Source organism: Agrobacterium sp. 6Ca8 (genome assembly GCF_055382765.1).
In genome coordinates, this window is the sequence record NZ_AP026433.1 from 1,048,394 (window position 1) to 1,071,228 (window position 22,835).

Here is a 22,835-nt window from a genome sequence, read left to right on the forward strand (position 1 = left end):
TTTTCTCATCATTCCGAAACCGCTGCGCACTTTCGGACGACATGCATTAGTGGACCAGCAATGCAATCAGCAGACAGCGATACCATCCCCCTGCGCGGCTGGTTTTTCAGGGGAATGCGGGGCATATTCTCGCTGCCCTCGCTTATTCTCATGACATCCTTCGTCGGTTTCAGCGCCTTCGCGCTGGAGTCGGGCGTTCAACGTGGCGAAGCGGTGTTTATGACGCTGGTTATCTGGGCTTTGCCGGCCAAGATGATCCTGATCGGCTCGATGGTCGGCGGCGCCAATCTTGCCGCGTGTTTTCTGGCGGTGACGCTGTCATCGGTGCGAATGATGCCCATGGTTGCCTCCATCGTTCCGGAGATGCGTGGCGCAAAAACGCCGACATGGATTTTGTTGTTCCTCTCCCACTTCGTGGCGATCACCGCCTGGGTCTTCGCCACGCAAAACCTTTCCAAAATACCGCGCGAAGCACGGGCTGCGTGGTTTGCCGGTTTCGGCATTACCCTTACCGTCGTCAACGCTATCATTGTCGGCCTTTGTTACGGCGTCGTCGCGGCTTTTCCACCGCTTGTCGCAGGCGTGCTGTTTTTTCTGACGCCTGTCTATTTCATAGCGTCGATCTGGGCGACCGCCCGCCATTCCGTCGTCAAGGTCGCCTTCATTATCGGTGTGATCGCGGGGCCGGTCTTTGCGGTAATCGCGCCGGAATTCGACATTCTCTATGCCGGGATCGGTGGCGGCACGGTGGCTTATCTGATCGACCGTTTTGTCTTTCGTCGAAAGATCATTCCCGTCTCACCGGAGAGCGAACCATGATGACCGAACAGTGGTGGGCGCCCTACCTCTTCATCGCCATTGCCGGCTGGCTGGCGACCGATCTCTGGCGCTGGCTCGGCGTGCTCGCCGGCAACCGGCTGAAGGAGGATTCCGAGGCGCTATACTGGGTGAGGGCAGTCGCCACCGCGCTCGTGATGGCCGTCACCGCCAAGCTGATCGTCTTTCCAACCGGAACGCTTGAAGCTTCACCGCTATGGCTACGCATCGGCGCGGCAGCACTCGGTTTCACAGCGTTCCTGGCCGCCGGCCAACGCGTCATTGTCGGCGTAGCCGTGCCTATCGCACTTTTGGCAGCCGGGTTATTTGTGCTTGGCTTTTAGTACTCGTCTTATCCGAATATTAAGGCCAATGACCTAGCTTTCTGCTGAAGGGGTCTGGGGTAAATTCTATGAAGTTATTTATAGCAGAACGTTTTGTACTGAATGTAATTTTTATCTTATTTATTGTCGATGTTGCATTGATTATGACGAAGGGCATTGAGGTTGACTATACCGGATATTCTCTGTGCCTGGTGGCGGGTACCGGGGTTTTTCTTCTTGGCCAGTTCTACCGGATAAGCGAGCGTGATCTTCGCATAGCGGCTGCACTTGTTTCCGCTGGGCTGTTCATCCTTTTTTCGCTGGCGGGCTCTGTGTTTAACTACATGTTCCTGCCGGTTCAGTTTCCGGCGATCGATCCCCTGTTGTTGAGCGTGGATGCCGCGCTCGGCTATAACTGGCGGGATGTTGTCATCTGGGCTGCTACCCAACCGTGGATCGGCAAAACCTTGTTTTTTGTCTATGCGACGTCGCTGCCGCAACTGCTGTTGATCGTCATCATGCTGGGTTTTACCGGCAAGGATCGGATGCTGCACCATTTTCTGGTAACGGGGGTGCTTGGCGCTCTCGCCAGCATCGTTTTTTGGATATTTTTTCCAACTTACGGCGCTAAAGCCTATCTGGATCTGCCGCAATGGGTCACCGAGACAATTCCAATGGCGGTCGATCCTGCCTATGGACAGGAACTGATGCGATTGGGGCAGGAAGGCGTAAGCTATCTCACCCCTAAAAACGTGTTGGGATTGATCGGTTTCCCGTCGTTTCACATCTTCATGGCGGCGATGTCCGTCTGGTTCGTTCCGCGTCACTGGCTGGTGATGGCGGTGATTTTGCCGCTAAATCTTTTGATGCTGCCTGCCGTTCTCGTTCAGGGCGGACATCATCTCTCGGATATTTTTGGCGGCCTCTTCGCTTTTGTTATCGTTTGCGCAGCCTCGAGCCGTCTGCTCAACTGGCTGTCGGCAAAGGAACGGGCCGGCAAGGCGGCAGCAGTTCCTGCCCAAGTCTTCGCGGCGGAATAATCGCCCCGGTTTTCGTACTCGCGCGCCTCCGCAACAAGCCGGTCCGACAGAAGCCGGGGCGATGTGGTCATCTCGTGGAGGCATCGCTACTGTGGCTGCACATCGGAGCGGCGAGATTCGGTTTCATCGCATTCCTGGCGACCGGCAATCGCTTTATCGCCGGCGTGGCCGCGCCGATATGGCTCCCGGCCGGTGGGTTGTTTATAATACTTTCCTTATATGAATATTAAGCTAAATGCCCTACTGTCCCGTCGATTGGAACCGGGGCGGCTATTCCATGCGACTCTTTGCGGCAGAGCGTTTTGTACTTGGCTTTATCACCATCTTATTCGTTATCGATACGGTACTGATCGCTGTCAAAGGCATCGGGGTTGACTACGCCGGATATTTATTATGCGGATCGATGGGCGCCGGCGTTTTTATTCTCGGTCAGTTCTATCGCAAAAGCGGGCGTGATCTTCGCATAGCTGCCGCGCTAATCGCAGGCGGACTGTTCATTCTTTTTACGCTTGTCGCGTCCGTCTTTAACTACATGTTCCTGCCTGTCGCGTTCCCAGCAATCGATCATGTGCTTTTCCGTGTGGATGCAGCCTTCGGTTATAGTTGGATGGGCATCGTCACTTGGGCGGCGACACATCCGTGGATCGGAACGATCCTGTTTTTCGTTTATGCGACGTCGTTGCCGCAGCTTCTGGTGATCGTTATTACGCTTGGTTTTACAGGCAAGGAGCGGATGTTGCACCACTTCCTTGTGACGGGAGTGCTGGGCGCTTTTGCAAGTATAATCTTCTGGATATTTTTCCCGTCATTTGGACCATCCGCCTATGTGCAACTGCCGCAATGGGTTTCTCAGACCATCCCCTTGGCTGTTGATAATGCGTACGGGCAGGAGTTGAACCGCCTGATAACGGAAGGGGTTGTTCACCTTTCGCCCAAAAACGTGCTGGGGCTAATCGGTTTCCCTTCGTTTCATATCTTAATGGCGGCGATGTCCGTCTGGTTCGTTCCACGTCACTGGTTGGTGATGGCGGTGATCTTGCCGATCAATATCTTGATGTTGCCCGCTGTTCTCGTTCAAGGCGGTCATCATCTGTCTGATATTTTCGGCGGTCTCGTCGCGTTTGCGATCGTCTGTGCAGCTTCAGCCTGGCTGCTCAAGTGGCTTTCGGTAAGGGAAAGAAACGGAGAGAAGGCTCGCGCTTCGACTCAAGTTGTCGCAGCAGAGTAATTGCTTCGGTTTCCGCTCTCGCGGGCCTCAGCAACCAGCCAATCAGATAGGAGCCGGGCTGACGCGGTCATCTCTTCTGCTTCAATCAACCAGTAATATTTGTCCGCATCGGCCGCCCGATCGAAAAGCACGGTCAACTGACCGTCGGCGATTTCGTCGCGAAGAAGCGCTGTCGGGCAAAGGCCGATGCCGTGTCCCGCCTTGAGAGCGGTCACGAGCAGATTGAAGTCGGCAAAGATTGGGCCAGTGCCCTGGAACAGGGATAGGCCAGCAGTCGCCAGCCAGTCCCGCCATGCCGTCTCGGTGGCGTCATGCAGCAATTCAGCCCGCCGCAGGCTTGAGACATCGTCGAAGGGGCCGGACTGGCTGGCGTAAGCGGGCGCACATGTCGGGCGTGTTTCCGCGCTGAAAAGTGCTACAGCTTTTTGCGCAGGGCGTGGGCCGTGGGTGATGCTGAGATCGGGCTGCGTGGTCTCATTCCTGCCGGAATAGCTGATTGACACCTGTATGTCTGGATAGAGCGCGCGGAAACGGGGCAGGCGGGGTGTCAGAAAATGCGCCACCACCGAAGGCAGGCTGGCCAGACGAACGGTGATGCGGTCGCGGCCCCGGCTGATCCGTTCCGCACCGGAAGCGATCTGCCCCAAGCCGGACGAAACCGTCATGCCGAATTCCTGACCCGCTGGCGTCAGTCTCACGCCTCTCGCATGGCGCTCGAAAAGCGGCGCGCCGAGCCATGTTTCCAGATTGCGCACATGCTGGCTTACGGCCGTCGCCGTCATGCCGAGTTCCTGCGCGGCCAGGGAAAAACTTGTCCTTCTGGCCGCAGCTTCAAACGCGCGGAGGGTGGCGAGCGGTGGCAGTTTCATGATGCTGCGAGGCTAAGTCAGACTTGGTCTGAGCGCAAGAAAAACCCGTCTTGTCATCACGCCATTCATGCCGCAATTTCGCGTCGCATTTTCATCCATCCGAGGATTTCATGACCCCCGTGTCCGCCGCCGAACCCATTGATGCCGCCGCGCGCCGCGCCGTCCGTCCCGTCGTCGTTTATCCGAACGGCACACTTCAGACACCGGATTTGGCGCGTCTTGAACAGGCTAAAAAAGCCATGGTGAAGATAGACGAAGTCATCGTGCCACCGCGAGAGGGCGGCACTTTCAATGTTCCGAAGGGACACTTTTTCCGCATCGTCAGCACCGAAGGCCCACAGGTGGGGGATTTGAACCTCTGGAATGCCCATGATCTGACGGAGCGCTTTTTCAGCGGCAAAACCCGCGCCCTGCATGCGACCCATGTTTCCGTAGGCAACCGCCTGTGGAGCAATCTGCCGTCCCTGCGGCCGATGGCGACCATCACCCATGATACTCTGTCATGGTATGGCTGGGATGAAGATGGCGGTGGCGTGCATGATGTGATCGGCACCCGGTGCGATCCCTACACCAACAAGCTGTTGAGCGGCGGCGACTATCACCATTGCTGCCATTCGAACCTCACCAATGCGCTCGCCACGGCCAAAGGCCTGTCATTCGGCGAGGCGGAACCGCATGTACACGATGTTCTGAACGTCTTCATGTGCACGGGTTTCACCCGCGATACGCATCAGTATTTCATGAAGGCAAGCCCGGTGCGGCCGGGCGACTATCTGGAACTCTTCGCGGAAATCGATCTCATCGGCGCGCTCTCCGCTTGCCCCGGCGGCGATTGTGGTGCCAGCCATTCGAGCGACGCGGTCCCGTGCTATCCCCTGAAGGTGGAGATATTCCGGCCTGATATGGCGGTGCTTGAAGGCTGGCCCTGGCCGGAGAGGAATGCCTATCGTCCCGTGGAATGATGATAAACACCACGGTCGTCATGCCGGACCAGATCCGGCAACCAGCCAAGGCGCGTCTGCGCCGAGAGGAATATCGCGCGATCAAGGACTGGATCGCGCCGCACCCCGGATAAGCTCCGGGGTGACGGTGTGCGGATGCCGCCATTCTGCCAAACGCGTGGGCGTCTTGGCAAACATCACGAGGCAAGCGCTGCCTTTATCTTTTCCGCATGGGCCTTCAGCACTTCGCCATCGGCCATAGCGCCGGAATGTGGCTTCAGCGGTTCGCCCTCCTTGCGCGGAATAACGTGGAAATGCAGGTGGAACACGGTCTGGCCGGCTGCCGGTTCGTTGAACTGGGCGATAAAGACGCCATCAGCGTCGAAGGCTTCCTTTGCTGCGACTGCCAGTTTCTGCACTACGGCAATGGTCTTTGCCAGTACTTGCGGGTCGGCATCGAGCAGATTGCGCGAGCCGGTTTTCGGAACGACCAGAAGATGGCCGGGTGCCTGCGGCATCACATCCATGAAAGCCAGCGTATGCTCGTCTTCATAGAGCTTGTGGCTCGGAATTTCGCCGCGCAGGATTTTCGCGAAGATATTGTTGTCATCATAGGCGCTGGCGGTCATCGGTGATCTCTCCTCGTAACGGACTAAAGCATGTCGCGTAAAAGCGTGTAGCGGTTTTGCGATAACGACATGCAACGAAACAAAGGCATAAAGCGTAGGCAGCGAATCTGAAAGATCGCGACAGCTTTATGCATCCGGCTCGTGTTCCTGTCGCTCACCCTTGCGGAAGGGCGTGTGGTCTTCCAGATAGTCGCCAATATGTTCGACCTCTTCACGCTCGCGCTGAAGATAATCGGCAATCGCGCGGCGCAGACCCGGATGGACGATGAAATGCGCTGAATGGGTGGTGACCGGCACATAACCGCGCGCCAGCTTGTGCTCGCCCTGCGCACCCGCCTCCACCCGCTTCAAACCCTTCGACAGCGCGAAATCGATCGCCTGATGGTAACAGACCTCGAAATGCAGGAAGGGATGGTCCTCGATACAGCCCCAGTGTCGGCCGTAAAGCGCATCCGAGCCAATGAAATTGATTGCACCGGCGATATAGCGTCCCTCGCGTCTGGCCATGACCAGCAGAACGTCATCAGGCATGCGCTCGCCGATCAGCGAATAGAATTCCCGCGTCAGATAGGGCCGTCCCCATTTGCGGCTGCCGGTATCCATGTAGAAGGCGAAGAACTGGTCCCAGATCTCCTCTGTCAGGTCGCTTCCGGTCAACCAGTCGATCTCGATGCCGTTTTCCAGCGCTGCCCGACGTTCTTTTTTCAGCCCCTTGCGCTTGCGCGATGAAAGGGCATCAAGAAAATCGTTGTGATCGCGATAGCCGTCATTGATGAAGTGGAACTGCTGATCGGTCCTGTGCAGGAAGTCCCGGGGCAGAAGCGCGGATAGGTCGGCGTCTTCCAGAAACGTGACATGAGCGGAAGAAACGCCGATCTTTTCCGTCACCTGGACAAGGCCGGATGCCAGAAGCGGTTTGAAGCGCGTCTCGTCTTCGGTTTCGGATACCAGCAGCCGCGGCCCGCTCGCCGGCGTAAACGGCACCGAACATTGCAGCTTCGGATAATAATGGCCGCCGGCTCGCTCAAAGGCATCCGCCCAGCCATGGTCGAAGACATATTCGCCCTTGCTGTGGTTCTTCAGATAGGCCGGAACGGCTCCGACAAGTTCGCCCGACCCGTTTTCGAGAAGCAGATGGTGCCCAAGCCATCCGGTCTTGGCAGTGGCCGATCCGGAATCTTCCATCGAGGATAGAAATGCGTGGGAAATGAAAGGATTGTACGGTTTTCCTGACACATTGCGTGATGTTCCGGAAAGCCGTTTCCAGCTGTCCGGATCGATATCCCTCAGGGATTGCGCAACGCGTATGGAATAGTCTTCTGTCATGCCGTGGCGGAGGGGTTCTCTCTCGGGTCGAAACCTTCGAATGTCATCTGGTCCGCATACTTATAGGTAGTCTCGCGCGCATTTTCATCCCTGACAGTCCAGGTAATCACGGGAAGCCCAAGTTTTCTTTGCGCCTCGATGAAACTATTGGGCAAATGACCCCAATGATAGGAGATGAAATCAACACCGATCTGCATCGCCTCGTCGTGTTTGAAGAAGTCTTCCGGCTTGGCGCCTTCGGCGGTAAGGCCGAGCGGCCAGGGCGAACCTGCAGCCTTCAGGTCTCTGAGGAGGTGATGGTCGAAGCTCATCAGAGCCACCTGGCCCTTGTAGCCCTCAAGATCTTCCAGCACCGCTTCGGCAAACCCGTCATCGACGCCTTCGCCCTGACGTCCTTTCAGTTCGATCACCAGCGGCACCTTGCCGGCGCATAGCGTCAGAAGCTGTTTCAGCGTCGGTATGCGGTCCTTGGTCTGACCGACCGAAAGCAGAGATAATTCACTGGCGGTATGTTCGCGCACGTCGCCCTTGATACCCGTCAGCCGGGCCATGTCGTCGTCGTGAAAAATCACCGGCACGCTATCGGCGGCCAGCTGCACGTCGCATTCGATGGCAAAACCAGCGTCGATGGCGCGCGAAAATGCGGATAGCGTGTTTTCCCAGACCACCTTGTTCAGGTCATGATAACCGCGATGGGCGACGGGCTGGGCGGTAAGCCAGGAAAGTTTAAGGGTCATACGTCGATTTCCACGATCGCGTCGATCTCGACGGCGGCATTGAAGGGCAGGCAGGCCATGCCGACGGCGGCGCGGGCGTGCTTGCCGGCATCACCCAGAACGTTGGCGAGGAGATTGGAGGCGCCGTTAATGACGAGATGCTGTTCAACGAACTCCGGAACCGAGGCAACGAAGCCGTTCAGCTTGAGGATACGACGGATTTTCGAGAGGTCGCCGTTCAAGGCAGCCTTGACCTGTGCGAGAATGTTGACGGCGCACAATTCGGCGGCGCGCTGGGCGGTTGCAACATCAACATCGCGGCCAACGAGGCCCGTCACCGCAATCTTGCCTGATTCCATCGGCAGTTGACCCGATACATAAAGAAGATTGCCGCTGATGGTGAACGGAACGTAGTTTGCGGCAGGTGCTGCCGCCACGGGAAGAGTAAAGCCCAGTTCCTTGAGGCGGCCTTCGATGACATCAGACATTTTCGTCTCCGGTTTTGTTGTAAATCCTTCAAGAATCCGGCATTCAGAAGATGTTGATCCAAAAGCCGGGCGGTTGCTTGTACAATATGAGCAGCGAGTCCAACAGGAGATATTGAATGTTTGTCAGGACGCTTGGTTTCGTTGCCGCCACAGGGCTCATGACCGGCCTGTCGAACGGTGCCAATGCCTTGCCCGTCACGGTTCCGGACCTCATCGCCCATCGCGCCGTCTACGATCTCGAACTCAAGGACGCGACGGATCGTTCCGGTATCGAGGGCATGACGGGCCGCATGGTCTATGAATTCACCGGCTCTGCCTGTCAGGGTTACAAGACGGATTTCCGTTTCGTGACACAGATCAACACCGGCGACGCGGTCCGCATGACCGACCAGCAGACGACGACCTTCGAGGACCTGGCGGCCAAGAAGTTCACCTTCGAGACCAAGTCCTACACCGACGACAAGCTGGACAAGGAAGTGCAGGGCGCTGCAATCGACAACAAAGAGGGTGTGAAGGTTGATCTGACCCGCCCGGACCCCCGTCAGATCGATCTCGTGGCCAGCGAATTTCCGACCGAGCACATGTTTCAGGTCATTGAAAACGCCAAGCAGGGAAAGCGCATCTTCGAATCCCGTATTTTCGACGGCTCGGATGACGGCGATGAAAGCCTGATCACTTCCACGCTGGTCGGCAAGGCGCAGATGCCGAAGGACGGCGATGCCGAGGCTGGCAAGGCGGGCGAATTCGGCAAAGCCGCGTTCTGGCCGGTGACGATCGCTTATTACAACGACAAGACCGGCACCGACGCCCTGCCGATCTACCGCATGTCGTTCAAGCTTTACGATAACGGAATCACCCGCGATCTGACGATGGATTACGGCGATTTCGTTCTGACCGGCAAGCTCGCGAAGCTTGATATCCTCAAGCCGGAAACCTGCGAAAACAAGCCGGTTCGCTAAAAGACGGACCGTTTGCGTGGTTTTTTCGCAGAAATGCTTGCTTTTTATCTGAGGCGACTGTATGCGCCTCACCATTCCACACGCGAAGCTTGGGATGTTCCGGGAGAAATCCGGTCCGTTCCGCCCGGTGGTGTCGATGAAAATCGGCGCTGTTCGCTTCGCGGGGGTTAAACCGGAAAAGGAGTAACTAGGCATGGCATTGCCCGATTTTTCTATGCGTCAGCTTCTGGAAGCTGGTGTTCACTTTGGTCACCAGACGCATCGCTGGAACCCGAAGATGAAGCCGTACATCTTCGGCGACCGTAACAACATCCACATCATCGACCTGGCTCAGACCGTTCCGATGCTGTCGCGCGCCCTTCAGGTCGTGTCCGACACCGTTGCTCGTGGCGGCCGCGTTCTGTTCGTCGGCACCAAGCGTCAGGCGTCTGAAATCATCGCCGACAGCGCAAAGCGTTCGGCCCAGTATTACGTCAACTCCCGCTGGCTCGGCGGCATGATGACCAACTGGAAGACGATCTCCAACTCGATCCAGCGTCTGCGCAAGGTTGACGAGATTCTGAACTCGGAAGGCACCGGCTATTCCAAGAAAGAGCGTCTGACCCTCGAACGCGAACGCGAAAAGCTTGAAAAGGCTCTCGGCGGTATCCGCGATATGGGCGGCGTTCCGGACCTGATGTTCATCATCGACACCAACAAGGAAAAGATCGCGATCGAAGAAGCCAAGCGTCTTGGCATTCCGGTCGTTGCGATCATCGACTCCAACTGCGATCCGGATCACATCGACTACCCGATCCCGGGTAACGACGACGCATCGCGCGCCATCTCGCTCTATTGCGACCTGATCGCCCGCGCCGCCATCGACGGCATCCTGCGTCAGCAGGGTTCGTCCGGCCGCGACATCGGCGCTTCGGAAGAAGCTCCGATCGAGCCCGCGCTCGAAGACGAGGCTGGCGCCTGATATAGGCCCTGTCTGGCGGCGATTTCGTGTCGCCGTCTCCTCGACCAGGATATGACAAGGCCGTCAAAGACCTTAAATGGGTTGACGGCCTTGTTCGTTTCAAACCGCTCCGTCGGGGCTTCGGTGAAGTCTCTGGCGTTTTGATGCGGATGAAATCCGGTGGCAGCCTTCATAACGCTGTCACACTTGAGCGGCACCCATCGTTTCGATGTATGGAGACGCCGCAGCACTTGGGAATGCGCATGCCCCTTTCCTGAAATCGTCCCGGTTTCAAAGGGTGTGCGGCCGGGTACACTCATCACCCAGAACTTCGGCACGGCGAATTCAGCCGGCTGACCGATCGAACCGATAAGAGGCAAACAATGACCGAAATCACAGCCGCAATGGTGAAGGAACTGCGCGAGAAATCCGGCGCAGGCATGATGGACTGCAAGAAGGCTCTTGCTGAAACCAATGGCGACATGGAAGCGGCGATCGACTGGCTGCGCGCCAAGGGCATCGCAAAGGCCGACAAGAAGTCTGGCCGTACGGCTGCCGAAGGTCTGATCGGCGTCGCCACCATGGGTCACAAGGCTGTTGTTGTCGAACTCAACTCCGAAACCGACTTCGTTGCCCGCAACGACGCGTTCCAGGATCTCATTCGCGGCATTGCCCAGGTAGCGCTCTCCACCGACGGCACCGTTGAAGCCGTCAGCGCCGCCACCTATCCGGCAACCGGCAAGTCCGTTTCCGACAGCATCAAGGACGCGATCGCCACCATCGGCGAGAACATGACGCTGCGCCGTTCGGCAGCACTCGAAGTCGAGCACGGCGTTGTCGCGACCTACATCCACAATGCTGCCGGCGAAGGCATCGGCAAGCTTGGCGTTCTCGTTGCCCTGAAGTCGGTTGGCGACAAGGCCGTTCTGAGCTCCATCGGCCGCCAGGTCGCCATGCACATTGCTGCAACCAACCCGCTCGCCATCCGCGCCGAGGAAGTTGACGCAGCCGTGGCCGAGCGCGAACGCAACGTCTTCATCGAGCAGGCCCGTGAATCCGGCAAGCCGGAAGCCATCATCGAAAAGATGGTTGATGGCCGTATGCGCAAGTTCTTCGAAGAAGTCGCTCTTCTGTCGCAGGCTTTCGTCATCAACCCCGACATCACTGTCGGCGCTGCCGTCAAGGAAGCTGAAAAGGAAGCCGGTGCTGCCATCGAAGTGACGGGCATGGTTCGCCTGCTGCTCGGCGAAGGCGTCGAAAAGGAAGAAAGCGATTTCGCAGCAGAAGTCGCTGCAGTCGCCAAGGGCTGATTATATTTACCCAATCTTGGGAAAACGGGAGGGCATCGCGTGACAACGCGGTGCCCTTCGTGTATCCGCGTTTCGGTTACCTTTCCGAGGAGTCATGATGTCTTCCAAGCCGATCTACAAACGTGTTCTTCTCAAGGCTTCCGGCGAAGCCCTTATGGGCGATCAGGGTTTCGGTATCGATGTGGCGGTTGCAGACCGTATCGCCTCCGATATTGCCGAGGCGAGGGCGATGGGCGTTGAAGTCGGCGTTGTCGTCGGCGGTGGCAATATTTTCCGCGGCGTTGCCGTGGCGTCCAAGGGCGGTGATCGCGTTACCGGCGACCATATGGGCATGCTGGCCACCGTCATCAACGCGCTGGCGCTCGCAACCTCCCTGCGCAAGCTCAGCATTGACACCGTCGTTCTGTCCGCAATCGCGATGCCGGAAATCTGTGAGAGCTTCTCGCAGCGTGCAGCGCTCCACCATCTGGCGCAGGGCCGCGTGGTGATTTTTGCCGGCGGCACGGGCAACCCCTTCTTTACAACCGATTCCGCTGCAGCGCTGCGCGCCGCGGAAATGGGTGCGGAAGCAATCTTCAAGGGCACCCAGGTGGACGGCATCTATTCCGCCGATCCGAAAAAGGACCCGGCAGCCACCCGTTTCGACGAGCTGACCCACAGCGAAGTGCTAGGCAAGGGACTGGCAGTCATGGATATTGCAGCTGTCGCGCTTGCCCGCGAGAATCACATCCCGATCATTGTTTTCTCGATCCACGAGAAGGGCGGTTTCGCGCAGATATTGACCGGCGGCGGCCGCAAGACCATCGTGCACGACAAATAATCAAAAAACGATGTCGCCCCTGTGGCGTATTCCGGCCGCCACGGCCGATAGAGATGGAGTATCAAGATGAGTGGTATTGACCTCAACGATATCAAGCGCCGCATGGATGGTGCCATCAATGCATTCAAAAGCGATATCGCATCGCTGCGCACCGGCCGCGCTTCGGCCAACATTCTCGATCCGGTGACCATCGAGGCCTATGGCTCGCGCGTTCCGCTAAACCAGGTCGCAAACATCACGGTTCCGGAGCCGCGCATGCTCGGCGTCAACATCTGGGACAAGTCGATGGTGAACGCCGTCGACCGTGCCATCCGCGAATCCAATCTCGGCCTCAACCCGATCGTTGATGGTCAGAACCTGCGTATCCCGCTGCCAGAACTCAACGAGGAGCGCCGCAAATCGCTCGTCAAGGTAGCTCATGACTACGCCGAGAAGTCCAAGGTGGCGATTCGTCACGTGCGTCGCGATGGCATGGATGGTCTGAAAAAAGCCGAAAAAGACGGTGATATCGGTCAGGACGAAAGCCGCGGACAGTCGGAAAAAGTGCAGAAAATCACCGACGACACGATTTCGGAAATTGAGCGCTTGCTTGGCGAGAAGGAAAAGGAAATCATGCAGGTCTAGTATCGCTTGCGATAGACCTGTATTTTATTCGTTTTAATTCCGCGCTGCCTGTTACTGGATCGATATGCCGACGACGACACGTTCCTCAATACCCGAGCACGTCGCCATCATCATGGATGGAAATGGGCGATGGGCAAAACAGCGCGGTCTTCCGCGCGTGATGGGGCATCGCCGCGGGGTCGAGGCTGTGCGCGAAACGGTGCGTGCGGCCGGCGACTGCGGTGTCCGCTACCTCACACTTTTCGCGTTCTCGTCGGAAAACTGGCGCAGGCCCGAATCCGAGGTCAGCGACCTGATGGGGCTCTTGAAGGCTTTCATTAGGCGCGACCTTGCGGAACTGCACCGCGAAAACGTGCGTGTACGCATCATCGGCGATAGGCAGGGGCTGAAAAACGATATCCGCAGTCTTCTCGAAGAAGCGGAACACATGACGGCTGACAACACCAGGCTGACGCTGGTGATTGCCTTCAATTACGGCAGCCGCGACGAGATTGCCCGCGCGACAATGGCTATTGCCCGCGATGTCGCCGAAGGCCGGCTGGATGCAGAATCGATCACGCCGGAGATTATTTCGGCCAGACTCGATACATCAGGAATACCGGATCCTGATCTGATCATCCGCACCAGCGGCGAGGAACGGCTGTCGAACTTCCTGCTCTGGCAGGCTGCCTATTCCGAGTTCCTGTTCGTTCCCGAATATTGGCCCGACTTCGACCGGCAGCGGTTTTTTTCCGCAATCGAGCAATATGCAACGCGTGATCGCCGTTTTGGCGCTCTGGCCGAGCATGTTGCCGTGGCAGGCGCCTGATGAGCCGTGAACTCAGACTGCGGATCATATCCGCAATCGTCATGGCGGCGGTCATTTTGGCTGCGACCTGGTATGGCGGTATTCTGTTCCGCATCGTGGCCGGTCTGCTGGCGATCCTCATCTATTATGAATGGGCGACAATCACCCGCATGTCGGAAACCAATTCCACCGGCAATGCCTGGGGCTGGTTTGCGGTTGCCGTCATCGCCGGCAACACGATTTTCGGCGAACCTTCGCTCGACCTGCCTCTGCTCTCTGGCTTCACGCTGACGGCGGCACTTTTTCCCGTGCTGCGTGGCAGAAACTGGTGGCTGGTGGGCGGCATCGTTTATGCGGGTCTGAGCGGCATATCGCTGGCCGCCATTCGCGGCGATGAGCTGACCGGTTTCGTCGCCATCCTGTTCATTTTCGCGGTCGTCTGGTCAACGGATATTCTCGCTTATTTCGTCGGGCGCGCCATCGGCGGGCCAAAGCTTGCGCCGTCGATCTCACCGGGCAAGACTTGGTCAGGCGCTATCGGCGGAGCGGTGGCCGCATTGATCGGCGGCGGCGCGGTGTCTCTTGCCTATCACGGCAGGATCAGCCTGCTGCTGCTTGGGCTCGCTCTCATTCTTTCGGTGTTCAGCCAGATAGGCGATCTCTTCGAATCCTTCGTGAAACGGCGTTTTCAGGTCAAGGATTCGAGCCATCTCATTCCCGGCCATGGCGGCTTCATGGACCGGGTTGACGGTCTTGTTTTCGCCTGCTTTACGGTATTCCTCATTGCTTTCGTGCATGCGGCGGCAACCGGCGACGTGCCCGGATCGGGCGGCGGCCTGTTGCCGGGCTTTTAATCGGCGCGCAAGGTCATGAAATAAAGGGCAGATTGTCATGAACACAATAATGGCGGCGACCGGTTTTCTGACCGGCTATATCGTGCCCTTCGTCCTCGTACTTTCCCTGCTCGTTTTCGTCCATGAAATGGGCCACTACCTTGTCGGCCGCTGGAGCGGCATTCGCTCCACCGCCTTTTCCATCGGTTTTGGCCCGGAGCTGATCGGCTTTACCGACAGGCACGGCACGCGCTGGAAGATTTCCGCCATACCGCTCGGCGGCTATGTAAAATTCTTCGGCGACGAGGATGCGTCCAGCAAGCCGGATAGTTCCGGCCTGTCGCACATGTCGCTTGAGGAGAGGGCGCAGACGCTTTCCGGCGCTAAGCTGTGGAAAAGGGCGGCGACGGTTGCCGCCGGACCTATTGCCAATTTCATTCTCGCCATTCTCATCTTCGCGGTCCTGTTCGGTGTCTATGGCCGTATGATCGCCGATCCGGTCGTGGCGGAAGTGCGTGAAAACAGCGCGGCTGCGGCCGCCGGCGTGCACCCCGGTGACCGCCTCGTTGCGATCGACGGTGAAAAGGTCAAGACGTTCGAGGACGTACGCCGTTATGTGGGCATCCGTCCGGGTACGCCGATCACCGTGACCGTCGAAAGGGCAGGCGAGGAGCTGAAGCTGCCGATGGTTCCGACCCGCACCGAAACCACGGACCAGTTCGGCAACAAGCTGGAAATGGGCATCATCGGCATTGTCACCGACCAGAATAGCGGCAATTTCCGCCACATCGAGTATTCGCCGTCTGAGGCGCTGCTTGAGGGCGTGCGTGAAACGGGCCACGTCATCACCGGTACTATCAACTACATCGGTAACCTCGTGACCGGGCGCATGAACGCCGATCAACTGGGCGGTCCCGTCCGCGTCGCACAGGCTTCGGGCCAGATGGCGACGCTCGGTATTTCGGCCGTCATCCAGCTTGCAGCGGTTCTTTCCGTATCGATCGGTCTTTTGAACCTGATGCCTGTGCCGGTTCTGGACGGCGGACATCTGGTGTTTTATGCAATCGAGGCCATCCGCGGCAGACCGCTTGGTGCCGGTGCGCAGGAGGTTGCGTTCCGTATCGGCATGGCAATGATTTTGGGTCTTATGGTTTTTGCAACATGGAATGATATCAGCAGCTTGATTGGCTGAGGATAGTGTTTTAACGGTTTTGTTAGTCGATTGTTTACCCTGTTTTTATCCCGAAGTGGCGAATGCGCCACTCTGGATCACGAAGTAAACAGAATTTAACGTTCTGACTTGCTTGTAGGGGAAAAGCAGGTAAAACGACGCACATGGCCGGAGTCGGGTTCCGCCCGCTGAGGGACAACGTAAAAAGGTAAGAATTGAAATGAAGGCTGGTTCAAGATTTTTGAACGCGGTGTCGGCGGTTGCGCTGTCTGCTGGTGTTTCTTCGGTTGCGGGCCTCGGCGTGCTTGCCTCTGCTGGTGTTGCGAATGCAGCCGTCATCAGCAAGATTGATGTTCGTGGCGCTGAGAGATCCGGTGCGGACTCCGTACGCTCCAACATTACCATTGCGCCGGGTAAGAACTTTTCCAATTCGGACATCGATGAATCGGTGAAGCGTCTTTACGCCACCGGTTACTTCTCGAATGTCTCCATGCGCGTTTCCGGCAGCACGCTGGTTGTAACGGTCAACGAAAACCAGCTCGTCAATCAGGTGGTTTTCAACGGTAACCGCAAGATCAAGGACGACAAGCTCGCTGGCGTCGTGCAGACCCAGCCGCTCGGCCCGTTCAATCAGGCAATCGTTACTGCCGATATCGCGCGCATCAAGGAAGCCTATTCCGCGATCGGCCGCAGCGACGTCGAAATCACCACCCAGACCGTTTCCGTTGGTCAGGGCCGTGTGAACATCGCTTTCGTCATTAACGAAGGCGAGCGCACGAAGATCGGCCGCATCGATTTTGTCGGCAACAATTCCTATAGCGACGGTCGTCTGGCCGCTGTCATCAATACCAAGAAGTCCAACATGCTGTCGTTCCTGACACGCAAGGACGTCTATAACGAGGACAAGCTGCGCGCCGACGAAGAGGCGCTGCGCCAGTTCTACTACAACCGTGGTTATGCCGACTTCCGGGTCGTGTCGTCCGACGCGGTGCTTGATGAGTCCAAGAACGAATACACCATCTCCATCACGGTCGACGAAGGCAAGAAGTACGACTTCGGCAACGTCGCAGTCGAATCGACTGTTCCGGGTATTGACAGCTCCGAGCTTCAGGGTCTCGTGGAAACCCGCCAGGGCGCTAGCTACAGCGCCAAGGAAGTCCAGCAGAGCATGGAAGCGATTTCCAAGCGCGTTGCCGGTGAGGGGTATCCTTTCGCCCGTGTAACGCCGCGCGGCGACCGCGATATGTCCGGTAACACTATCGGTGTGACCTATATCGTCGATCAGGGCGAGCGCGCCTATGTCGAGCGTATCGAAATCCGTGGCAACACGCGTACGCGTGACTACGTCATTCGCCGCGAGTTCGATATTTCCGAAGGCGATGCTTTCAACCAGACGGTCATCACGGCTGCCAAGCGCCGTCTTGAAGCGCTCGGTTATTTCTCGAAGGTCAATGTCTCGACTGCCGGCGGCAGCGCGCCTGATCGCGTCGTCATCGTTGTCGACGTGGAAGATCAGTCGACTGGTTCGTTCGGTATCGGTGCGGGTTACTCGCAGAACGACGGTGTGCTGCTTGAAGCATCGATCGAAGAGAAGAACTTCCTCGGTCGTGGCCAGTACATTCGTCTCGCCGCCGGTGCGGGTGAAGACGATGCACGCAGCTACACGCTGTCCTTCACCGAGCCGTATTTCCTTGGTTACCGTCTGGCCGCAGGTTTCGACCTGTTCAAGAGCCAGAGCCGCAGCGAAGACTATTACGATTACGACGAGCAGGGCTTCGCACTGCGCGTGACGGCTCCGATCACCGAGAACCTCTCGACGACGTTCAAGTACACCTACAAGCAGCTCAACTACGACGGTGAGGGCGATTGGGAAACCGGCAGCAATCTTGCCGAGCCCTATAAGGCTCTGATCCGTGGCGGTGACTGGACACAGTCCATCATCTCCAACACGCTGAACTACAATACGCTCGACGACCGCAACATGCCGCGCGAAGGCTGGCAGGCTGCCTTGACGAACGAATTTGCAGGCCTCGGCGGCGATTCCGAATATTACAAGATCTACGCCAAGGCGCGCTTCTACTACACGCTTTCGGATGAGTACGACGTTATCGGCTCGCTCACCGGTCAGGCGGGTCACGTGGTTCCGACGGGCGACAATCTGCTGGTGTTCGATCAGTTCAAGTTCGGTGGTCGTCAGGTTCGCGGCTTCAAGAACGATGGTATTGGCCCGCGTATCGGTTCCGACTCCATCGGCGGCACGACCTACTTCGCGGCTTCTGCTGAAGTCACGGCTCCGATGCCAGGTGTTCCGGAAGATTTCGGCCTTCGTCTCGCCGGTTTCGTCGATGCCGGTACGCTGTACGGCAACAAGGTTGCCAACAGCGCAGGCGTGAAGGATGACAACTCCATCCGCGCATCCGCCGGTATCGGCGTGATGTGGGCATCGCCCTTCGGCCCGATCCGCGTCGACTATGCGGTTCCGATCGCCAAGGAAGACTACGACGAGGAACAGCGTTTCCGGTTTGGCATGTCCAACACTTTCTGATATCGGCAGTCCAGAACTGCAACTTTGAACGTTCTGGAGTGTCCGGCTAATGGAATACAACGCGTTTTTTCCGCCCCACGAGGGACTGCGATTGAAAGACATCGCAGACCGTTTTGGGGCGGAACTGTCTGATGAGGCGGCGGGAGAACGGATCATCAGGTCCGTTGCGCCGGTCTACCGGGCAAAACCCGACCAGCTCTGCTATATTCTTTCTCGCAAAAACCGCGATGAGTTGCCGACCTGTGAGGCTGGCGCCGTCATTTGTGACGCCGCACTTGCGGATATGCTGCCGTCTCACATCCCGGCGCTGATATCGAAAAACCCGCACACGCTTTTTGCGCAGGTAGGTGCCTTGTTGCATCCCGCCGCGATGCGTCCCGGTACGATTGTGGTGATGGAAGCTGAAGTTTCCCATACCGCGCATGTCGATCCGTCTGCAAAGCTGGAAGCTGGCGTGATTGTCGAGCCGCTCGCCGTGATTGGCGCTGGTGCCCATATCGGCGCCGGTACGCGGATCGGGCCTGGTGTCATCATCGGCGCGGATGTTCAGGTGGGGCGTGATTGCACGATTGCCGGCGGCGCGAGCATTCTTGCCGCTCTCATCGGCAACAATGTGATTATTCACAACGGAGCGCGCATCGGTCAGGACGGGTTCGGTTATGCGCCCGGTCCGCGCGGCATGCTGAAGATCGTGCAGATCGGCCGGGTTATCATTCAGGATAATGTTGAGATCGGCGCTAATACGACGATCGACCGTGGCACGATGGACGACACGGTCATCGGCGAAGGTACCAAGATCGACAATCAGGTTCAGATCGGCCACAACGTCCGCATCGGCCGCCATTGCGGCATCGTCAGCAAGGTCGGCATTGCGGGCAGCACCCGCATCGGCGATGGTGTGATGATCGGCGGCGCGGCGGGTATCAACGGCCATATCACTATTGGTGACGGCGTGCAGATTGCGGCGATGAGCGGTGTTGTAGCCGACGTTCCGGCCGGCGCCCGTTATGGTGGGACGCCAGCGCGTCCGATGAAGTATTTCCTGCGCGACATGGCCGATATTCTGGCGCGCGCTGAAGGGCGTGATAAAAAAACAGGAGAAAAAAACGATGGCTGAAGAAACCAAGACGACGCTCGCCGCGGCTGACATTCTGGAAGTCATGAAGCTTTTGCCGCATCGTTACCCGTTCTTGCTCATCGACAAGATCATCGAGATCGATGGTAATAATTCGGCGATTGGCATCAAGAACGTGACGGTCAACGAACCGCATTTCACCGGTCATTTCCCGGATCGCCCGATAATGCCGGGCGTTTTGATCGTCGAGGCCATGGCCCAGACGGCAGGTGCGATCTGCGCCCGCAGCCAGGGTGAGGGCGGTTATCTCGTCTATTTCATGACAATCGACAACGCGCGCTTCCGCAGACCCGTCGTTCCCGGCGATCGTCTGGAAATTCACGTGGTCAAGCAGCGCCAGCGGGGCAATGTCTTCAAATTTCATTGCGAGGCCAAGGTCGAAGGCGCGCTGGTGGCGGAAGCTGACGTCGGTGCGATGATGATCCCCGAGGACCAGCAATGAGCACTATCGCGGCTTCGGCAAAAATTCACCCGACCGCCGTTGTCGAAGACGGCGCGGTTATCGGTGAAAATGTCGTCATCGGTGCCCTGAGCTATGTCGGCGCGAAAGTTACGCTGCAAGACGATGTCACGCTGCACAATCATGCCGTCGTCTCCGGTCTCACCGTCATTGGCCGTGGTTCGGTCATCCATCCAATGGCAGTTATTGGCGGTACACCGCAGGCAATTCGCCACGATGGCTCGGAAACGACGCTCGAGATCGGTGCCCGCTGCATCATGCGCGAAGGCGTAACGATGAATGCGGGCAGCTCCGACGGCAGCGGCAAGACGATTGTCGGCGATGACAACCTGTTCCTCGCCAATTCGCATGTGGCGCATGATTGTCGCCTCGGCAGCCATATCATCCTGTCGAACAATGTGATGCTGGCGGGACATGTCACCATTGAGGACCGCGCTATCCTGGGCGGCGGCTGTGCCGTGCACCAGTTCACTCGAATCGGTCGTCAGGCCTTTATCGGCGGGTTGTCGGCGGTCAATTATGACGTCATTCCCTATGGCATGCTGAACGGTAATCCCGGCATTCTCGGCGGGCTGAATGTCGTTGGCATGACGCGTTCCGGTATCGACCGCGCGGATATTCACAAGGTCAGGCGCGTCTTCAAGCAGATCTTCGAAGGCGAAGGCGCCATCCGCAGCAATGCGGCTGCGATTGACCGCGCAGAATATCTCGATTGCCCCCAGGTCATCGAAATCCTCGATTTCATCGGTGCGGACAGCGACCGCGCGCTTTCTTCGCCAAACCGGGGCAAGTGAGCCGTGACAGGCGGCGGGCGTCTCGCCATCGTGGCCGGCAGCGGTCAGCTGCCGCTGCATGTCGCGGCGGCTGCGCGCGAGATGGGGGAGAACCCCTTCATTGTACAGCTACGCGATGATTCCCAGTTTGACTGGAGCGGTTTCGACAATGCGGTGATTAGCGTCGGCGATGTCGCCGGGCTTGGTCGTCTGCTGCGCGAAAACCAGGTGGACCGCGTCGTGCTTTCCGGAGCCGTGGCGCGGCGCCCTGAATGGCGGGAAATCCGCCCCACGATCGGCATATTGCTGAAACTGCCATCCATCGTCCGCACCCTGCTGTCGAGCGGCGATGACGCCGTTTTACAGATGGTCATCAAGGTCATCGGCACGCTTGGGGCAAAAGTCATTGGCGCCCACGAGATCGCACCCGGTCTGCTTGCGACGACCGGCCCTTTCGGTGCGCATAAACCTGCTGAAGACGATCTGCGCGACATACGCAAGGCCGCGCAAGCCGCACTGGCACTCGGCACGCTTGATGTCGGGCAGGGTGCAGTCGCCGTTGGCGGCCGTATCGTTGCACTGGAGGGCGTCGAGGGCACAGACGCGATGCTGGCGCGTGTCGCGGCATTACGCGCTGAGGGCCGCATCTCGACCCGTCGCAAGGGTGTTCTGGTGAAGCTCTGCAAGCCGCAGCAGGATATCCGCGCTGACTTGCCGACCATCGGCGTGGAAACGGTTGAGAACGCGCATAAGGCCGGGCTGGCGGGGATCGCCGTTGAAGCCGGGCGCGCGCTGGTACTTGATCGCGATGAGATGTTGAAGGCAGCAGATCAGGCCGGCATATTCGTCTGCGGTATAGATACGTCACTCGGTGAAGACATGATGGGCGGAGACATGGTGGGATGACGGCAACGTTGAAGGTGGCGGTTATAGCCGGCGAGGTATCCGGCGATCTTCTGGGCGCCGATCTCATCCGGTCCCTGAAAGGCCATTACTCGGGTCCTGTCGAGCTGATGGGCGTCGGCGGTGAGGCTCTGGAGGCGCAGGGGCTGGTTTCGCTGTTCGATTATTCCGAACTCTCCATCATGGGCTTCACGCAGGTTCTGAAGAAGCTGCCGAAGCTGATTTCGCGGATCAACCAGACCGCGCAGGCAATCATTGTCGCCAAGCCGGATATTCTGCTGATCATCGACAGCCCGGATTTCACCCATCGTGTTGCGAAAAAAGTACGCAAACAATTGCCGCATCTGCCGGTTGTCAATTATGTCTGCCCCAGCGTCTGGGCGTGGAAGGAATATCGCGCCACCGCGATGTTGTCCTATGTCGATCACGTTCTGGCCCTGCTTCCATTCGAGCCGGAGGCGATGCGGCGTCTCGGCGGCCCGCCGACAACCTTTGTCGGCCATCGCCTCAGCGTCGATCAAGACGTGCTCTCCGTGCGGCAGAGGCGGGCTGAGCGGCTCCTGCCTGCCAACGGCGAACCGAAAACCATTCTGCTCCTGCCGGGGTCACGTTCCACCGAAACGACCCGGTTGATGGAGCCGTTTCAGGAAGCGGCAAAAGCATATGTCGAGCGCAACGGCCCGACGAAGTTTCTGCTGCCGACAGTGCCGCGCCAGGAAAACCGCATCCGCGAACTGGCAGCAACATGGCCGCAGGATATCAGGCCTGAAATCGGCATCGATCCCGCCTTCAAGTGGAATGCATTTGCGCGCGCCGATGCGGCGATTGCCGCGTCCGGCACCGTTATTCTCGAACTCGCGCTCGTCGGCGTACCAACCATATCGGTCTACAAGACCGACTGGATTTTCACGATGCTGAGCAAGCGGGTGAAAACCTGGACAGGTGCGCTTCCGAACCTGATTGCCGACTATGTCGTGGTGCCGGAATATTTCAACGAGGTGGTACGGGCAGGGTCGATGTTGCGCTGGGCCGAACGGCTCTCATCCGACACCACCGAACGGCGGGCGATGCTGGAAGGCTATGCTCTTGTGCAGGAGCGTTTGCACACAGAAGTGCCTCCTGGCGAAACCGGCGCCCTTATACTTCTCGATGTGCTGAACAGCCGCAAGCGGCAAGGCTGAACCGGTAGCGATCCTGTC

25 protein-coding genes are annotated in these 22,835 nt (G+C 58.1%); 20 read left to right on the forward strand and 5 right to left on the reverse strand.

Annotated elements, in window-relative coordinates; all coding sequences use genetic code 11:
• The first annotated feature begins 60 nt into the window (after positions 1-60).
• From ACZ5A6_RS05220 to ACZ5A6_RS05235, 4 genes are all read left to right on the forward strand, one after another.
• Positions 61-819, forward strand: a complete 759-nt coding sequence (locus ACZ5A6_RS05220; RefSeq protein WP_013636011.1) for an AzlC family ABC transporter permease — start codon at positions 61-63, stop codon at positions 817-819.
• Positions 816-1,160, forward strand: coding sequence for an AzlD domain-containing protein (locus ACZ5A6_RS05225; protein ID WP_003512818.1), 345 nt, complete (start codon positions 816-818; stop codon positions 1,158-1,160). The genes ACZ5A6_RS05220 and ACZ5A6_RS05225 overlap by 4 nt, the downstream gene beginning before the upstream one ends.
• Before the next feature lie 68 nt (positions 1,161-1,228).
• The gene (locus ACZ5A6_RS05230; protein WP_013636012.1) at positions 1,229-2,179 is read left to right on the forward strand and encodes a phosphatase PAP2 family protein; all 951 of its coding nucleotides are present in this window, start codon (positions 1,229-1,231) and stop codon (positions 2,177-2,179) included.
• A 277-nt stretch (positions 2,180-2,456) separates the two neighbouring features.
• Positions 2,457-3,407, forward strand: a complete 951-nt coding sequence (locus tag ACZ5A6_RS05235; protein ID WP_174061432.1) for a phosphatase PAP2 family protein — start codon at positions 2,457-2,459, stop codon at positions 3,405-3,407.
• Here the strand turns inward: ACZ5A6_RS05235 and ACZ5A6_RS05240 are convergent.
• Entirely contained in the window at positions 3,386-4,276 is an 891-nt protein-coding gene (locus ACZ5A6_RS05240) for a LysR family transcriptional regulator (protein ID WP_174061431.1), read from the reverse strand. The genes ACZ5A6_RS05235 and ACZ5A6_RS05240 overlap by 22 nt on opposite strands.
• Before the next feature lie 110 nt (positions 4,277-4,386).
• Here ACZ5A6_RS05240 and ACZ5A6_RS05245 point away from each other — a divergent pair, with 110 nt between their 5' ends.
• Positions 4,387-5,238 carry an urea carboxylase-associated family protein gene (locus ACZ5A6_RS05245; RefSeq protein WP_174061430.1) on the forward strand — a complete coding sequence of 284 codons (852 nt, stop codon included), beginning with the start codon at positions 4,387-4,389 and terminating at the stop codon, positions 5,236-5,238.
• Positions 5,239-5,414: 176 nt separating this feature from the next.
• On the opposite strand, the gene ACZ5A6_RS05250 is transcribed toward ACZ5A6_RS05245, so the two are convergent.
• From ACZ5A6_RS05250 to ACZ5A6_RS05265, 4 genes are all read right to left on the reverse strand, one after another.
• Positions 5,415-5,846 (reverse strand): HIT family protein, encoded by a 432-nt coding sequence (locus ACZ5A6_RS05250; protein ID WP_019565530.1) that lies wholly within the window; start codon positions 5,844-5,846, stop codon positions 5,415-5,417.
• Between the two features lie 126 nt (positions 5,847-5,972).
• Complete coding sequence (locus ACZ5A6_RS05255; protein ID WP_174061429.1) at positions 5,973-7,172, reverse strand: GNAT family N-acetyltransferase; 1,200 nt, start codon at positions 7,170-7,172, stop codon at positions 5,973-5,975.
• The gene (locus ACZ5A6_RS05260) at positions 7,169-7,909 is read right to left on the reverse strand and encodes a glycerophosphodiester phosphodiesterase (RefSeq protein WP_097171864.1); all 741 of its coding nucleotides are present in this window, start codon (positions 7,907-7,909) and stop codon (positions 7,169-7,171) included. Before ACZ5A6_RS05260 ends, ACZ5A6_RS05255 begins: the two co-directional genes overlap by 4 nt.
• Positions 7,906-8,376: a RidA family protein gene (locus ACZ5A6_RS05265; protein WP_003512829.1), complete on the reverse strand. Its 471-nt coding sequence runs from the start codon at positions 8,374-8,376 to the stop codon at positions 7,906-7,908. Before ACZ5A6_RS05265 ends, ACZ5A6_RS05260 begins: the two co-directional genes overlap by 4 nt.
• Before the next feature lie 116 nt (positions 8,377-8,492).
• On the opposite strand from ACZ5A6_RS05265, the gene ACZ5A6_RS05270 reads away from it, so the two are divergent.
• From ACZ5A6_RS05270 to lpxB, 15 genes are all read left to right on the forward strand, one after another.
• Complete coding sequence (locus ACZ5A6_RS05270; RefSeq protein WP_003512831.1) at positions 8,493-9,335, forward strand: cell envelope integrity EipB family protein; 843 nt, start codon at positions 8,493-8,495, stop codon at positions 9,333-9,335.
• Positions 9,336-9,396: 61 nt separating this feature from the next.
• Positions 9,397-9,522 (forward strand): hypothetical protein, encoded by a 126-nt coding sequence (locus ACZ5A6_RS05275; protein ID WP_003512833.1) that lies wholly within the window; start codon positions 9,397-9,399, stop codon positions 9,520-9,522.
• 6 nt (positions 9,523-9,528) lie between these two features.
• Entirely contained in the window at positions 9,529-10,296 is a 768-nt protein-coding gene (rpsB, locus tag ACZ5A6_RS05280; protein ID WP_003512836.1) for a 30S ribosomal protein S2, read from the forward strand.
• Positions 10,297-10,658: 362 nt separating this feature from the next.
• Positions 10,659-11,585 (forward strand): translation elongation factor Ts, encoded by a 927-nt coding sequence (gene tsf / locus ACZ5A6_RS05285; protein WP_003512838.1) that lies wholly within the window; start codon positions 10,659-10,661, stop codon positions 11,583-11,585.
• A 97-nt stretch (positions 11,586-11,682) separates the two neighbouring features.
• Positions 11,683-12,405 (forward strand): UMP kinase, encoded by a 723-nt coding sequence (pyrH, locus tag ACZ5A6_RS05290; protein ID WP_035218853.1) that lies wholly within the window; start codon positions 11,683-11,685, stop codon positions 12,403-12,405.
• Between the two features lie 66 nt (positions 12,406-12,471).
• Positions 12,472-13,029, forward strand: coding sequence for a ribosome recycling factor (frr, locus tag ACZ5A6_RS05295; RefSeq protein ID WP_003512840.1), 558 nt, complete (start codon positions 12,472-12,474; stop codon positions 13,027-13,029).
• A gap of 64 nt (positions 13,030-13,093) precedes the next feature.
• Positions 13,094-13,837 (forward strand): isoprenyl transferase, encoded by a 744-nt coding sequence (locus ACZ5A6_RS05300; protein ID WP_174061428.1) that lies wholly within the window; start codon positions 13,094-13,096, stop codon positions 13,835-13,837.
• Positions 13,837-14,670, forward strand: a complete 834-nt coding sequence (locus tag ACZ5A6_RS05305; RefSeq protein ID WP_003512845.1) for a phosphatidate cytidylyltransferase — start codon at positions 13,837-13,839, stop codon at positions 14,668-14,670. Before ACZ5A6_RS05300 ends, ACZ5A6_RS05305 begins: the two co-directional genes overlap by 1 nt.
• 49 nt (positions 14,671-14,719) lie before the next feature.
• The gene (gene rseP / locus ACZ5A6_RS05310) at positions 14,720-15,841 is read left to right on the forward strand and encodes an RIP metalloprotease RseP (RefSeq protein WP_174061622.1); all 1,122 of its coding nucleotides are present in this window, start codon (positions 14,720-14,722) and stop codon (positions 15,839-15,841) included.
• Between the two features lie 199 nt (positions 15,842-16,040).
• Positions 16,041-18,365, forward strand: a complete 2,325-nt coding sequence (gene bamA, locus ACZ5A6_RS05315; protein WP_174061427.1) for an outer membrane protein assembly factor BamA — start codon at positions 16,041-16,043, stop codon at positions 18,363-18,365.
• 49 nt (positions 18,366-18,414) lie between these two features.
• Positions 18,415-19,482 (forward strand): UDP-3-O-(3-hydroxymyristoyl)glucosamine N-acyltransferase, encoded by a 1,068-nt coding sequence (lpxD, locus tag ACZ5A6_RS05320; protein WP_003512851.1) that lies wholly within the window; start codon positions 18,415-18,417, stop codon positions 19,480-19,482.
• A complete protein-coding gene (gene fabZ / locus ACZ5A6_RS05325) occupies positions 19,475-19,942 on the forward strand; it encodes a 3-hydroxyacyl-ACP dehydratase FabZ (protein WP_111803668.1) in 468 nt (155 codons plus the stop codon). The genes lpxD and fabZ overlap by 8 nt, the downstream gene beginning before the upstream one ends.
• Positions 19,939-20,754 (forward strand): acyl-ACP--UDP-N-acetylglucosamine O-acyltransferase, encoded by an 816-nt coding sequence (lpxA, locus tag ACZ5A6_RS05330; protein WP_174061426.1) that lies wholly within the window; start codon positions 19,939-19,941, stop codon positions 20,752-20,754. The genes fabZ and lpxA overlap by 4 nt, the downstream gene beginning before the upstream one ends.
• Positions 20,755-20,757: 3 nt before the next feature.
• A complete protein-coding gene (locus tag ACZ5A6_RS05335; protein ID WP_003512855.1) occupies positions 20,758-21,639 on the forward strand; it encodes an LpxI family protein in 882 nt (293 codons plus the stop codon).
• Complete coding sequence (gene lpxB / locus ACZ5A6_RS05340) at positions 21,636-22,817, forward strand: lipid-A-disaccharide synthase (protein ID WP_174061425.1); 1,182 nt, start codon at positions 21,636-21,638, stop codon at positions 22,815-22,817. Before ACZ5A6_RS05335 ends, lpxB begins: the two co-directional genes overlap by 4 nt.
• Positions 22,818-22,835 lie beyond the last annotated feature (18 nt).

Coding starts and splice junctions, on each gene's coding strand:
- fabZ (WP_111803668.1), top strand. CDS start 19,475: ATGGCTGAAGAAACCAAGACGACGCTCGCCGCGGCTGACATTCTGGAA.
- ACZ5A6_RS05270 (WP_003512831.1), top strand. CDS start 8,493: ATGTTTGTCAGGACGCTTGGTTTCGTTGCCGCCACAGGGCTCATGACC.
- ACZ5A6_RS05230 (WP_013636012.1), top strand. CDS start 1,229: ATGAAGTTATTTATAGCAGAACGTTTTGTACTGAATGTAATTTTTATC.
- frr (WP_003512840.1), top strand. CDS start 12,472: ATGAGTGGTATTGACCTCAACGATATCAAGCGCCGCATGGATGGTGCC.
- tsf (WP_003512838.1), top strand. CDS start 10,659: ATGACCGAAATCACAGCCGCAATGGTGAAGGAACTGCGCGAGAAATCC.
- ACZ5A6_RS05275 (WP_003512833.1), top strand. CDS start 9,397: ATGCGCCTCACCATTCCACACGCGAAGCTTGGGATGTTCCGGGAGAAA.
- ACZ5A6_RS05235 (WP_174061432.1), top strand. CDS start 2,457: ATGCGACTCTTTGCGGCAGAGCGTTTTGTACTTGGCTTTATCACCATC.
- lpxB (WP_174061425.1), top strand. CDS start 21,636: ATGACGGCAACGTTGAAGGTGGCGGTTATAGCCGGCGAGGTATCCGGC.
- ACZ5A6_RS05220 (WP_013636011.1), top strand. CDS start 61: ATGCAATCAGCAGACAGCGATACCATCCCCCTGCGCGGCTGGTTTTTC.
- ACZ5A6_RS05300 (WP_174061428.1), top strand. CDS start 13,094: ATGCCGACGACGACACGTTCCTCAATACCCGAGCACGTCGCCATCATC.
- ACZ5A6_RS05245 (WP_174061430.1), top strand. CDS start 4,387: ATGACCCCCGTGTCCGCCGCCGAACCCATTGATGCCGCCGCGCGCCGC.
- ACZ5A6_RS05265 (WP_003512829.1), bottom strand. CDS start 8,376: ATGTCTGATGTCATCGAAGGCCGCCTCAAGGAACTGGGCTTTACTCTT.
- ACZ5A6_RS05225 (WP_003512818.1), top strand. CDS start 816: ATGATGACCGAACAGTGGTGGGCGCCCTACCTCTTCATCGCCATTGCC.
- lpxA (WP_174061426.1), top strand. CDS start 19,939: ATGAGCACTATCGCGGCTTCGGCAAAAATTCACCCGACCGCCGTTGTC.
- rseP (WP_174061622.1), top strand. CDS start 14,720: ATGGCGGCGACCGGTTTTCTGACCGGCTATATCGTGCCCTTCGTCCTC.
- pyrH (WP_035218853.1), top strand. CDS start 11,683: ATGTCTTCCAAGCCGATCTACAAACGTGTTCTTCTCAAGGCTTCCGGC.
- lpxD (WP_003512851.1), top strand. CDS start 18,415: ATGGAATACAACGCGTTTTTTCCGCCCCACGAGGGACTGCGATTGAAA.
- bamA (WP_174061427.1), top strand. CDS start 16,041: ATGAAGGCTGGTTCAAGATTTTTGAACGCGGTGTCGGCGGTTGCGCTG.
- ACZ5A6_RS05260 (WP_097171864.1), bottom strand. CDS start 7,909: ATGACCCTTAAACTTTCCTGGCTTACCGCCCAGCCCGTCGCCCATCGC.
- rpsB (WP_003512836.1), top strand. CDS start 9,529: ATGGCATTGCCCGATTTTTCTATGCGTCAGCTTCTGGAAGCTGGTGTT.
- ACZ5A6_RS05240 (WP_174061431.1), bottom strand. CDS start 4,276: ATGAAACTGCCACCGCTCGCCACCCTCCGCGCGTTTGAAGCTGCGGCC.
- ACZ5A6_RS05250 (WP_019565530.1), bottom strand. CDS start 5,846: ATGACCGCCAGCGCCTATGATGACAACAATATCTTCGCGAAAATCCTG.
- ACZ5A6_RS05255 (WP_174061429.1), bottom strand. CDS start 7,172: ATGACAGAAGACTATTCCATACGCGTTGCGCAATCCCTGAGGGATATC.
- ACZ5A6_RS05305 (WP_003512845.1), top strand. CDS start 13,837: ATGAGCCGTGAACTCAGACTGCGGATCATATCCGCAATCGTCATGGCG.